Raw genomic sequence first — 12,505 nt, 5'->3', positions numbered from 1 at the left:
TGGCCGCATGGACATCGAGACGGTGTGTGGGTACTGCGGGGTGGGCTGCGGCCTGACGCTGCAGGTGCGCGACGGTGCCGTCACCGGCTCCGTCGGTACGAAGCACCACCCCGCGAACCGCGGGCGGCTGTGCACGAAGGGCACCACCACCGTCGACCTGCTCGCCGCGGGCGGCGGCAGGCACGCGCCGAGCTGCGCACGGACCGGGCCGCGGCCCGCGGCCCCGTCGGGCTCGACGAGGCGATCGCGGAGACGGGTCGGCGGCTGCGGGAGATCCGCGACGCGCACGGTTCCGACGCGATCGCGCTGTACGTGAGCGGGCAGATGACGCTGGAGGCGCAGTACCTCGCGACCAAACTCGCCAAGGGCTTCCTGCGCACCAAGTGGATCGAGTCCAACTCCCGGCTGTGCATGGCGAGCGCGGGAACCGGCTACAAGCAGTCCCTCGGCGCCGACGGACCGCCCGGCAGCTACGACGACCTCGACCACGCCGACGTCTTCCTGGTGACGGGCGCCAACATGGCGGACTGCCACCCGATCCTGTTCCTGAGGATGATGGACCGCGTCAAGGCTGGCGCGAAGCTCATCGTGGTCGACCCCCGTCGCACCGCCACCGCGGCGAAGGCCGACCTGCACCTGCCGATCCGCCCGGGCACCGACCTCGCGCTGCTCAACGGTCTGCTCGCGCTCCTCGTCGACCGCGGCGCCGTGGACCGGGAGTTCATCGCCGCCCACACCGAGGGCTGGTCCGCGATGCCCGCCTTCCTCGAGGACTACCCAGTGGCGAGGGTCGCCGAGATCACCGGACTCGTCGCTGCCGACATCGAACGCGCGGCCGAACTCATCGCCGGCGCCGCGAACTGGACGAGCCTGTGGACCATGGGGCTCAACCAGTCCACGCACGGCACCTGGAACACGATCGCGCTGTGCAACCTGCACCTTGCGACGGGCGCGATCTGCCGTACCGGCTCGGGCCCGTTCAGCCTCACCGGCCAGCCGAACGCGATGGGCGGCCGCGAGATGGGCTACATGGGCCCGGGCCTCCCCGGCCAGCGGTCCGTCCTCGATGACGACGACCGCGCCCGCGCCGAGGACCTCTGGGGCCTGCCGGACGGGACGATCCGCGCCGAGGCCGGACAGGGCACCGTCGAGATGTACCGGGAACTGGCGGCCGGGACCATCAAGGCGGCCTGGATCATCTGCAGCAACCCCGTGGCGTCGATGGCGAACCGCTCCACCGTGATCGACGCCCTGCGGTCCGCGGAGCTGGTGGTCGTGCAGGACGCGTACACCGGCACGGAGACATCCGAATACGCCGACGTCGTGCTGCCCGCCGCGCTCTGGGCCGAGACGGACGGGGTGATGGTCAATTCGGAACGGTCCCTCACCCGCACCGCCGCCGCGACACCCCCGCCCGGGGAAGCGCTCCCCGACTGGAAGCTGATCTGCCTGATCGCCGCCGAGCTCGGCCACGGCGCGGACTTCGACTACCCCGATGCCGCGGCGGTCTTCGAGGAGCTGAGGGCCTTCCACAATCCGCGCACCGGCTGGGATGTGCGCGGCGTCGACCACGCACGACTCGCCGGCGGCCCCGTGCAGTGGCCCGCCGCGCCGGGCGGGCCCGCGCGGAACCCGATCCGCTACCTCGACCCCGAGAACCCCGACCAGGGCCCCGTCTTCCCCACTCCGTCCGGCCGAGCCCGCTTCCTCCCCCGGCCCTACATGCCGCCCGCCGAACTGCCGGACGACGAGTACCCGCTGATCCTCACCACCGGTCGCCTCGCGCACCAGTGGCACACCATGACGAAGACGGGGCGGGTCGCGAAACTCAACCGGCTCAACCCGGAGCCCTTCCTCCAACTCCACCCGGAGGACGCGGACCGCCTCGGCCTCGCCGCCGGGTCGCAGGTGCGGGTCTCAAGCCGGCGCGGCGGCGCGACCCTGCCGGTGGCCGTCGACGACGCCGTCCGGCCTGGAGTCTGCTTCGCCCCCATGCACTTCGCCGACGCCTTCCGAGAGGACGTGGCCGTGAACGCCGTGACCAACGACGCCGTCGACCCCGAATCACTGCAGCCGGAGTTCAAGGTGAGCGCGGTCGCGCTGACCCCGGTCCCGGCGGACCCGCCCGGCCCCGTCGACGTCTCCTCGACGCCGCTCGCGGCGGCGCTCGCGCCGTACGTCTCCGGCCCGGGCGAGCTCAGTGCCGAGGCGTCCGGCTACCTCGGCGGCCTGCTCGCGGGCCTGAGCGTCGCGCCACCGTCGGGCGTGCCGACGGTGCCCGGCGACGCCCCGCTCGCCCCGATCGCCCGCGCCTGGCTCGAGGGCGTCCTGGCGGGCGTGTACGGCGCGGCGCCCGCCGAGACGCGGACCGCGGGGACGACGGTGACCGTCGTCTGGGCGTCGCAGACGGGCACCGCCGAGGCCTACGCGACGGACTGCGCCGCGGCCCTGCGCGCCGCGGGACTGACCGCGACGATCGCAGGTGCCGAGCAGGTCTCGCCCGCGCACCTCACCGGCACCGTGCTCTTCCTCGTGGCCACGACGGGCGACGGCGAGGCACCGGACAACGGCGTCGCCCTCTGGGACGCGCTGGCGGCCGCGGAACCCGGCGACCTGGGCGAGCTGCGGTTCTCCGTCCTCGGCTTCGGCGACCCGTCGTACGCCGACTTCTGCGGCTTCGCGCGCAAGCTCGACGCCCGGCTCGAACACCTCGGCGCCGCCCGGCTCGCGGCCCGCGCCTCGTGCGAGCCCGATTACGCCGACACCGCCGCGGCCTGGCTCGGCGCGGTGGTGACCGCGCTGGATCCCGGCTGCGCGCCGCCCCCGCCGACCGCGCCGGAGCCCGCGGGGTACTCCCGCACGCACCCGCTGCGCACGCGGCTGCTGGACTCCGAGCGGCTCTCGGGGAAGGAATCGGCGAAGGACGTGCGCCGCTTCACCTTCGAGCTTCCGTCCGCAGCACTGCCCTATCGCGCCGGCGACGCCCTCGGGATACGGCCCGTGAACTCGGGAGCCGTGATCGAGGAGTTCTGCGCCCGCACCGGCGTGCACCCCGACACCGCCGGCCTGGACCGCAAGGACCTCACCCGCATCACCCCCGAGCTGCTGCGCTTCGTCGCGGACCGCTGCGCGATCGACGACGAGCTGCGCGAGATCCTCGACGAGCCCACGACGTTCGCCGAGTGGACGTGGGGCCGGCAGCTGCTCGACCTGCTCGCCGCGCACCCGATCGAGGCCGATCCGACGGAGTGGGATGCGCTACTGCGGCCGCTCACCCCGCGGCTGTACTCCATCTCGTCGAGCCCGCGCGAGGACCCCGACCGCGTCTCGATCACCGTCTCCGTGGTGGGTTTCGAGCACGACGGGCTCCGTCGCGGCGGCGTCTGCTCGACGCACCTCGCGGGCCTGGAAACGGACGGCGAAGTGGACGTCTTCGTACAGCCGACCCGCGGCTTCCTGCCACCGGAGGACCCCGACGCGCCGGCGATCATGATCGGCCCGGGCACGGGAATCGCGCCCTTCCGCGGCTTCCTGCACGATCGGGCCCGCAGCGGCGCGACGGGACCGAACTGGCTGTTCTTCGGCGAGCAGCACGAGGCCACCGACTTCTACTACCGGGACGAGTTCGCGGAGCTGCAGCGCGACGGCGTGCTCACCCGCCTCGACACCGCCTTCTCCCGCGACGGCACGCGCAAGGTGTACGTGCAGGACCGAATGCGCGAACACGCCGCGGAGCTCTGGCAATGGATCCGCGGCGGCGCCCACGTCTACGTCTGCGGCGACGCGGCCCGCATGGCCCGCGACGTGGACGAGGCGCTGCGCGGTATCGTCGCCGAACACGGCCACATGGCCCCGCGCAGCGCGGACGCGTACGTGGCGGCGCTCTCGGCGGAACGGAGATACGTGCGTGACGTCTACTGACGACGATGCCCCCGCCGCGTCCTTCGACGCGGCGATCATCGTCGCAGGCGGCCGGTCCCGCCGACTCGGCCTGGACAAACCCGAGCAGGTGGTGGGCGGGGTGCGGCTGCTCGACGTCGCGCTCCACGCGGTCGACGGTGCGCGGACCATCGTCGTCGGCCCGCCGCGCGCCGTACCGCCGGGCGTGCGCGTGGTGCGCGAGGACCCACCCGGCACGGGCCCGCTCGCCGCGATCGCCGCCGGGATCGCCTCCCTCCCCGACGATGTGCGCGTGGTCGCCGTGCTCGCGTCCGACCTGCCGGAGATCGACCGCGGCACCGTCGAGGCCCTGGCCGGGCTGCGTGCGCGGACGGGAGCGCCTGTCGCGCTGGCCGAGGATCTCGCGGGGCGCGCACAGTACCTCCTCGCGGTCTGGGACGCCGCGGCCCTGCGCTCCGCGCTCGCCGCGGCGGGCGATCCGGCGGGGCGGCCCATCCGCGTCGTGGTCCCCGCCGACGCGCCGCGGCTGCGGGTGGACACCGGCGACGTGGACACCCCGGAGGACCTCCGCCGCGCGCGCACGCGGCACGCGCACCGTCGGTGAGGATTGCGTGACGGCGCGGCAATCCGCGCGCACAGATCCGGCAACACCGCCTTCCTACCGTCGTGGCATCGAGTCGAACGACGAGAGGAGACGGCGATGGGTGCCACGAAGACGGTCGTGGTCGTGGGCCACGGAATGGTGGGCCACCGGTTCGTGGAGGCGCTGCGCGCCCGCGACGAGGGCGGGGCGTGGCGGGTCGTGGTGTTCGGCGAGGAGGCCGACGCCGCGTACGACCGGGTAGGACTCTCGTCGTACGTGGGCGCCTGGGACCGTGCGGAACTGGCCCTCGCGGGCAACGACTACGCGGGCGATCCGCTCGTGGAGGTCCGCCTCGGCGAGCGCGTCACCGGCATCGACCGCGACGCGAGAACGGTGGCCACCGAACACGGTGCGGTCGGCTACGACGCGCTCGTGCTCGCGACCGGCTCGTACGCCTTCGTGCCGCCGGTGCCGGGGCACGACCTGCCCGGCTGCCACGTCTACCGCACCCTGGACGACCTGGACGCGATCCGCGCCGACGCGGACGCCGCGCTGGCCCGCGACGCCGGCGCCGTCGGCATGGTGGTCGGCGGCGGCCTGCTCGGACTGGAGGCCGCGAACGCGCTCCGCACCCTGGGCCTGCGCCCCCACGTCGTGGAGGTCAACCCGCGACTGATGCCGCAGCAGGTGGACTCGGGCGGCGGCGAGCACCTGGCGCGGATGATCGGCGCGCTCGGGATCGACATCACGCTCTCCTCCGGGACCGCGTCCATCGACGCCGCGGACTGCGGGCTGGCCGTGACGCTCAAGGACTCCTCCGTCGTCGACGCCGCCGTCGTGGTGTTCGCTGCGGGCGTCCGCCCCCGCGACGAGTTGGCCCGCGCCGGCGGCCTGGACGTCGCCGAACGCGGCGGCGTGCTCACCGACCTCGGCTGCGTCACTTCGATCCCGCGATCTTCGCGATCGGCGAAGTGGCCGCGATCGAGGGCCGCTGCTACGGCCTCGTCGGCCCCGGCTACGCCACGGCCGAGGTGGTGGCCGACCGGCTGCTGGGCGGGGACGCGGAGTTCCCCGGCGCCGACATGTCGACCAAGCTCAAACTGCTCGGCGTGGACGTCGCCTCGTTCGGCGACGCGCTCGGCACCACGCCGGGGGCGCTCGACGTGGTGGTCAGCGACCCGATCGGCGGGACCTACGCCAAGCTCGTGCTGTCCGACGACGCGTCGACGCTGCTCGGCGGCGTGCTGGTGGGCGACGCGTCGCAGTACGGGGTGCTCCGGCCGCTCGTGGGATCGACGCTGCCCGGGGACCCGGTGTCGCTGATCGCGCCCGCCGGCGACGGCGCGCCCGCCATCGGCGTGGGCGCCCTGCCCGACGAGGCGCAGATCTGCTCGTGCAACGACGTCACGAAGGCCACGCTGTGCAGCGCGATCGCCGACGGCTCGTGCACCGTGGCCGACCTCAAGGGCTGCACCGGTGCCGGCACCTCCTGCGGCTCGTGCGTGCCGCTGCTGTCGCAGCTGCTCGAGGCCGAGGGCGTCACCGTCTCGAAGTCGCTGTGCGAGCACTTCTCCCAGTCGCGGGCCGAGCTGTTCGAGTTGGTCCAGGCGAGCGGGATCCGCACGTTCTCGGGGCTCATCGAGCGGTTCGGCACCGGCACCGGGTGCGACCTGTGCAAGCCGACGGTGGCGTCCATCCTCGCGTCCACCAGCTCCGACCACATCCTCGACGGCGAGCAGGCGTCCCTCCAGGATTCGAACGACCACTTCCTCGCCAACATCCAGCGCAACGGCACGTACTCGGTGGTCCCGCGGATGCCGGGCGGCGACGTGACGGCGGAGCAGCTGATCGTGATCGGCGAGATCGCCCGCGACTTCGGGCTCTACACCAAGATCACCGGCGGCCAGCGGATCGACATGTTCGGGGCCACCGTCGACCAGCTGCCGATGATCTGGCGGCGCCTGGTGGATGCGGGGATGGAGTCCGGGCAGGCCTACGGCAAGTCGCTGCGCACTGTGAAGAGTTGCGTGGGCAGCGATTGGTGCCGCTACGGCCAGCAGGACTCGGTGCAGATGGCGATCGACCTGGAGCTGCGGTACCGCGGCCTGCGGTCGCCGCACAAGATCAAGATGGGTGTCTCGGGCTGCGCGCGCGAGTGCGCCGAGGCGCGCGGCAAGGACGTGGGCGTGATCGCCACCGAATCGGGGTGGAACCTGTACGTGGGCGGCAACGGCGGCATGACCCCGCGGCACGCCCAGCTGCTCGCCGGCGACCTCGATTCGGCGACGCTGGTGCGCTACGTCGACCGGTTCCTCATGTACTACATCCGCACCGCCGACCGGCTGCAGCGCACAGCCTCGTGGGTCGAGGGCCTCGAGGGGGCATGGACCGGCTGCGCGCCGTGGTGATCGACGACGCGCTGGGCCTGAACGCCGACTTCGAGGCGACCGTCGCACGGCACGTGGACGGCTACGGCTGCGAGTGGAAGGGCGTACTCGACGATCCCGACAAGCTGTCGCGCTTCGTCTCGTTCGTCAACGCGCCCGGCGCCCCGGACCCCACCGTGGACTTCGGCGAGAAGAACGGCCGCAAGGTGCCCGTCCTCCTCGGCACGCCCACCCTCTCGACGCGGAAGGACTCCTGACGTGACCGCCGTCCCCTTCGATCTGCACCGCTGGACCCGCGACTGGACCGCGGCCTGCCCCGCCGACCGGCTCGAGCCCCTGCGCGGCGTGGCGGTCCTGCTGCCCGACGGTGCCCAGGTCGCCCTGTTCCGGCTGGCCGACGACAGCATCCGTGCGGTCGGCAACATCGATCCGATCGGTCGCGCCGCCGTGCTGTCGCGCGGTATCGTCGGCGACCGCGGCGGCTTCCCGGTGGTGCAGTCGCCGCTGAAGAAGCAGGCGTTCAGCCTGCTGGACGGGCGCTGCCTGGACTCGCCCGGCGTCTCGATTCCGGTGTACGACGTGCGGATCTCGTTGGACGGCGTCGTCTTCGTCGCCAACTCACCCGAGGTACGGTTCGGCTTCCGGGCACGCCCGCTCAGTGTGTGATCGCAAGGCGTCTAGTCTGCTCCCGACGACGTGAAGGAGCATGCGATGTCAGGTCAGGGCGACGGCGCGATCCGGCTGCACGAGCACGGTCCGCTCGCGGCGGGGCAGGTCCAGTTCCTGGTGAACGCCGTGGCGCCGGATATCGACGCCCGCGCCGCGGCAGGCGCTCCGTACGGCCGGATCAGCCCCGGGGCGCTCCGGCTGGCGGCGGACGACACCGTCCACCTGACTGACACGCCCGACCCCGCCGAGGCGGGCGCCCACGCCGCGCCCGAGGTCCGCGGGGCGAGCCGCCCACCATCCGTTCGGAGGTGTTCTCGCTCGCGAGCACCACCTACTCGCTGCTCACCGGCCATCCCCCGAACCCGTACGGGTTCGCGACGGTGCGGCGGGCGCGCCCCGACCTCCTGCCCCAGGTCGACGGTGTCCTCGCCCGCGCCACGGCCCGCGGGGCCGAGTCCCGATTCGCCTCGGCCGCCGAGTACGCGGCGGCGCTGACGGCCGCGCTCGACGCGGTCGAGCAGCCCGTGCCGGCTCCGGCCCTGTCCGCGGCGGCCCCGGCGGCTCCCGGGCGGGGGCCGGTGCAGACGGCCGCGCCGGTGAATCAGCGGGAGCGGCGCTTCGAGGTGCCGGAGGCCGCGCTGCCGATCGTGTTCCTGCTGCTGGTGGTGCTCGTCGCCGCGGGCTTCATGGCGCTGTTCCTCAGCGGATCCTGATCGCCGGACCACGATGACCGACGCTGAAGACTTCGCCACCCGGATCCGTGCGACCGGCCCCCTTGCTGCGAACCAGGTCGCGTACGTGGTCTCGTCGGTGGCGGCCGACATCGACGGGCGCGTGGCCGCAGGGGTTCCGCACGGCCGGCTGAGTCCGGCGGCGATCGCACTCCGGCCGAACGGAAGTGTGACGATGATCGATGCCGCGGCGCTCGGGAACGTCCCGGACACCGGCGCGCACGCCGCACCGGAGGTCTTCGCCGGCTCGCCGCCCGACGCCCGCTCCGAGGTGTTCTCACTCGCCAGCACGGCATACACCCTGCTCACCGGCTCCACGCCGAATTCCTTCGGGATCGCGAACGCCCGGCAGGCGCGTCCCGACCTCGGTCCGGGCCTCGAGGCGGTGCTCACGCGGGCGACGTCGCGCGATCCCGCGTTCCGCTTCCAGTCCGCAGCCGATCTCGCCCGGGCGCTGGCGGAGGTCCTGACGCCCGTCGCCGGCGACACTCCCGCGTCGCCGCAAGCGGCACGCGCACGCGACCACCGCCCGCGCAAGGGTCCAGTGCTCGCTCTACTGGCCCTGGTCCTCGCGGTACTCGGCGTCCTGCTCTGGACCGCGGTGTTCATCGCGCACCGGTTCCTCTGATCGTCGGCGAACCTGCGCCGCCGTTCTCTCAGGTGGTCACGGAGATGTTCGGACGATGCCCGCCCGGGGCCGCGATTCCGGCGAGGCGGCGGCGCGAGCAGGCGAGGCGAACGACCGACGGGTGCAGCCCCAGCGGCTCCGCCACGACGTCGGCCCCCGATTCACGGAGACGCTGCTGGAACAGGCCCTCCGCCAACAGGTACGAGGCGACCGCGACGGACCGCGCACCGTCGGACCGGACCCGAGAGACGACCTCCGGGACGCCCGGGTAGCCCTCGCTCTGCTGGCTGGGCGCGGCGAACGCGATCGACACCCGGCGGCCCACCAGCGCGGACAGAGCCGCTGCGGTGCGGCGCAGCTCGCCCTGGCGCGCACGTCGCGCGTGCCGGCGGCGGCCATCACCACGGCGTCGCCGTGTTGCCAACCGGCCTCGAGCAGCCGGCCGAGCATGGCCCGGGCGAGCTCGGGAGACGGCCCCAGGGCGGGCGTGACCGTGACCGCGCTGTGCCCGGACTGCGCGACCTCCCGCGGCAGGTCGTGGCGCACGTGGAAGCCGCTGGACAGGAACGCGGGCACCACGACGGTGGGCTGGCGATCGAGCCGTGCCAGCACCTCACCGGGCGTGGGGCCGAGGACGTCGACGAAGGCCACCCGCACCCGCTCGTCCAGGCGCGCGGACATCGCGGCGGCGAGATCACCGACCATCGCCACGCCGTGTTCGCTGCGGGTGCCGTGCGCGACCAGGAGCGTACTCATTCGTGCACCTCGTCGACCGCGAGGCGGTAGCCGCGCTTGACCACCGTCGCGATGATCTCCTTGTGCCCGAGTCCGGCGCGCAGCCGCGCGACCGCGGCCTCGACGGCGTGCGGATCGTCGCCACCGAGCGCGGTGAGCAACTCGTCCCGCGAGACGACGGCGCCGGGCTCCCGGGACAGGATGCGCAGCAACACGATCGAGGTCGGGGTCAGCTCGCGCGCGCGACCGTCGACGACGGCCCCGCGCGCCCGCACGCCGACGGTGTGCCCCGCGAGCGATCGGTCCGGCCGGCGCTCCGGAAGGTCCTGTTCCACGAGGCGGGCGAGCGCGCCGAGGCGCATGCGTTCGGGCGTCACGGACGCGATCCCGAGCCGGTCGAGCGGCGTCGCCGTCACCGGGCCCACGCAGTACGGGACGACGGGGCCGGACAGGGCGGCGCGCAGCGCACCGTCGAGCCCGAGGTCGGCGGCGCGCTCGAGGACGGACGCCACGGCGGGCGCCGAGGTGAAGGTGACGGCGTCGACGTCGGCGGTGGCGATCGCCTCCACGATCCGGTCCAGGCCCGCGAGGTCGGCCGGACGTTCCCAGCGGTAGACGGGGACCGGCACGATCTCGGCCCCGAGGGCCCGCAGGCCGTCGAGCAGGCCGGGGTTCGGGTCCCACGCGTCGGTCGCGCCGTGCAGCTGGACGGCGACCCGACAGCCGGTGAGATCCGTGCCGGACAGGTGGCTGAGCACCTCGGCGGACGATTCCGACGGAGGCGACCACTCCTCGCGCAGGCCCGCGGCGCGCAGCGCTCCGGTGGCCTTCGGCCCGCGGGAGATGACCCGGCCGGCGGCCAGCGCGGCCAGGAGACCCTCGGCGACGCCCCAGCCCTCCGCCGCTTCGAGCCAACCGCGCAACCCGATGCCGGTGGTCGCCACCAGCAGGTCGGGCGGGTTCGCGATCAACTCGTCGGTGGCGGCCCGCAGACGCTCGTCGTCCGCGAGTGGGACCATCGCGATCGCGGGTGCGGCGAGCACGGCACCGCCGCGCCGCTCGAGCAGGGTGCTCAGCTCGTCGGCGCGGCGGGCGGCGGTCACGGCCACCGTGAATCCGAGGAGGGGGCGGGAGGGCGCCTCGGTCATCGGATCCTGCTCCTTCTGTGCGGCGGTCATCGGGTGTCGGCGACGAGCGCATCGTCGTGGTGCGTGCCCTCCAGCGTCCCACGGCCACTCGGGGCGGGCGTACGCACGTACACCTTCCAGGTCACGAAGGCGGCCAGGACGTAGAAGGCGCCGAACACCCAGAACGCGATCGTCGCGGTGCCGTGCGCCTGGTACGAGGCGCGCAACACCAGGTTGATGCCGACGCCGCCGAGGCCGCCGATCGCTCCGGCGATGCCGATCACCGCGCCGGACATCGCCCGCGAGTAGTGCGTCCGGGTGGCCTCGTCGGCGTCGATCGAGCGGGACTTGGCCTCGAAGATCGAGGGGATCATCTTGTACACCGACCCGTTTCCGAGGCCGCTGAGCAGGAACAACGCGATGAAGCCGAGGACGTAGGCCGCCATCACCGCGCCGGACGGCGCTGCCGAACCCGCGGTGGTGGCCGCGGCGATCAGGACACCGCCGGCGGCGATCATCCCCGCGAACACGGAGAGGGTCACCCGGCCGCCGCCGAGCCGGTCGGCGAGCTTGCCGCCGTAGACCCGGCTGAGGGAACCCAGGAGCGGACCGAGGAACGCGATCTGGGCCGCGTGCAGGGATGCCTGGGCGGCGGTCTCCCCGCCGGCCCGGAACGTGGCCTGCAGCACCTGGCCGAAGGCGAACGAGAAGCCGATGAACGAGCCGAACGTGCCGATGTAGAGCAACGAGACGATCCAGGTGTCCCGGTCTCTCGCGGCGGCCCGCATGGCCGCGGTATCGACAGTGGGGACCTGCAGGTTGTCCATGTACAGCGCGGCGCCGATACCGGCCGCGGCCAGCAGGACGAGGTACACCGCGCACACCCAGTAGGGCTCGCGGTTGCCGGCGGCGGCGATCACCAGGAGCCCCACGAGCTGCACCGCCGGCACCCCGATGTTGCCGCCGCCGGCGTTGAGGCCCAGCGCCCAGCCCTTGAGCCGCTGCGGGAAGAACGCGTTGATGTTCGTCATGGACGAGGCGAAGTTGCCGCCGCCGAAACCGGTGAGCGCGGCGCACGTCAGGTACGTCCACAGCGGCTGGCCGGGATTCGCGAGGATCACCAGGGTCGCGACCACCGGCACCGCGAGCACCACGGCACTGAAGATCGTCCAGTTCCGGCCGCCGAACCGGGCGGTGGCCAGGGTGTACGGGATGCGCAGGCACGAGCCGACCAGCGTCGCGGTGGCGCCGATGAGGAACTTGTCGGCCGTACTGAGGCCGTACACGTCCTGTGGCATGAACAGGACCATCACGGACCACAGGGACCAGACCGAGAAGCCCACGTGCTCGGCGACGACGGACCACAGCAGGTTCCGTTTCGCGATCCGCTCGCCACCCGCTTCCCACTGCTGTCGGTTCTCCGGGTCCCATTCGGTGATGGTGTGTGAACGCGCCATGTCCCTTGCCCTCCCGGTGCCTCGACGATGTGTTGCCGTCGAACGTAGGGAGTGGATGTTGCGGCCCCGATGCGGCCCGTGTCCGACCGGTGAACTCGTCCTCACGGCCGCGCCGGGACCGTCGTGAGCCGCCGACCCGACCGCGACTGCCGCCGACGGTGCGGCGTGAGCTGCGACGCAGCGCCCGCGGGAGATAATCGCCGAGTGATTCCGGCCGTCCTGACCGCCGCGACGACCTTCGTCGCCTGGTGCCTGTTGTCGCGCCGGATGGACCGGTGGGGCGTCTCC

7 protein-coding genes and 3 pseudogenes are annotated in these 12,505 nt (G+C 73.3%); 6 read left to right on the top strand and 4 right to left on the bottom strand.

Going from position 1 to position 12,505, the window contains the following annotated elements; genetic code table 11:
- The first annotated feature begins 7 nt into the window (after window positions 1-7).
- From MTP03_RS07380 to nirD, 4 genes and pseudogenes are all read left to right on the top strand, one after another.
- Window positions 8-3,921 (top strand): annotated as a pseudogene (locus MTP03_RS07380) (molybdopterin-dependent oxidoreductase).
- Window positions 3,908-4,504 carry a molybdenum cofactor guanylyltransferase gene (locus MTP03_RS07375; protein WP_248491415.1) on the top strand — a complete coding sequence of 199 codons (597 nt, stop codon included), beginning with the start codon at window positions 3,908-3,910 and terminating at the stop codon, window positions 4,502-4,504. The pseudogene MTP03_RS07380 and the gene MTP03_RS07375 overlap by 14 nt, the downstream one beginning before the upstream one ends.
- Before the next feature lie 96 nt (window positions 4,505-4,600).
- Window positions 4,601-7,127 (top strand): annotated as a pseudogene (gene nirB / locus MTP03_RS07370) (nitrite reductase large subunit NirB).
- Between the two features lies 1 nt (window position 7,128).
- A complete protein-coding gene (gene nirD, locus MTP03_RS07365; RefSeq protein WP_248491414.1) occupies window positions 7,129-7,536 on the top strand; it encodes a nitrite reductase small subunit NirD in 408 nt (135 codons plus the stop codon).
- A gap of 48 nt (window positions 7,537-7,584) precedes the next feature.
- Here nirD and MTP03_RS07360 read toward each other — a convergent pair whose 3' ends face one another.
- Window positions 7,585-7,800 (bottom strand): hypothetical protein, encoded by a 216-nt coding sequence (locus MTP03_RS07360; protein WP_248491413.1) that lies wholly within the window; start codon window positions 7,798-7,800, stop codon window positions 7,585-7,587.
- A gap of 47 nt (window positions 7,801-7,847) precedes the next feature.
- On the opposite strand from MTP03_RS07360, the gene MTP03_RS07355 reads away from it, so the two are divergent.
- The gene (locus MTP03_RS07355; protein WP_248491412.1) at window positions 7,848-8,252 is read left to right on the top strand and encodes a hypothetical protein; all 405 of its coding nucleotides are present in this window, start codon (window positions 7,848-7,850) and stop codon (window positions 8,250-8,252) included.
- 13 nt (window positions 8,253-8,265) lie between these two features.
- Window positions 8,266-8,898, top strand: coding sequence for a hypothetical protein (locus MTP03_RS07350; protein ID WP_248491411.1), 633 nt, complete (start codon window positions 8,266-8,268; stop codon window positions 8,896-8,898).
- Between the two features lie 28 nt (window positions 8,899-8,926).
- On the opposite strand, the pseudogene MTP03_RS07345 reads toward MTP03_RS07350, so the two are convergent.
- The 3 genes and pseudogenes from MTP03_RS07345 to MTP03_RS07335 all read right to left on the bottom strand — a co-directional run bounded on the left by MTP03_RS07345 (window position 8,927) and on the right by MTP03_RS07335 (window position 12,217).
- Window positions 8,927-9,654: pseudogene (locus MTP03_RS07345) on the bottom strand (sirohydrochlorin chelatase).
- Entirely contained in the window at window positions 9,651-10,811 is a 1,161-nt protein-coding gene (locus tag MTP03_RS07340; RefSeq protein ID WP_248491410.1) for a uroporphyrinogen-III synthase, read from the bottom strand. Before MTP03_RS07340 ends, MTP03_RS07345 begins: the two are co-directional and overlap by 4 nt.
- Complete coding sequence (locus tag MTP03_RS07335) at window positions 10,808-12,217, bottom strand: MFS transporter (protein WP_248491409.1); 1,410 nt, start codon at window positions 12,215-12,217, stop codon at window positions 10,808-10,810. The genes MTP03_RS07340 and MTP03_RS07335 overlap by 4 nt, the downstream gene beginning before the upstream one ends.
- Window positions 12,218-12,505: the final 288 nt, after the last annotated feature.

The sequence above is a fragment of the Tsukamurella sp. PLM1 genome (assembly GCF_023168325.1).
Lineage (GTDB): Bacteria > Actinomycetota > Actinomycetes > Mycobacteriales > Mycobacteriaceae > Tsukamurella.
The sequence above is the reverse complement of the archived record's forward strand: the minus strand, read 5'-3'. Positions and strand labels throughout refer to the sequence as shown.

Excerpts from the sequence above, each read along its gene's own strand:
- MTP03_RS07350 (WP_248491411.1), top strand. The coding sequence starts at position 8,266 with ATGACCGACGCTGAAGACTTCGCCACCCGGATCCGTGCGACCGGCCCC.
- MTP03_RS07340 (WP_248491410.1), bottom strand. The coding sequence starts at position 10,811 with ATGACCGCCGCACAGAAGGAGCAGGATCCGATGACCGAGGCGCCCTCC.
- MTP03_RS07335 (WP_248491409.1), bottom strand. The coding sequence starts at position 12,217 with ATGGCGCGTTCACACACCATCACCGAATGGGACCCGGAGAACCGACAG.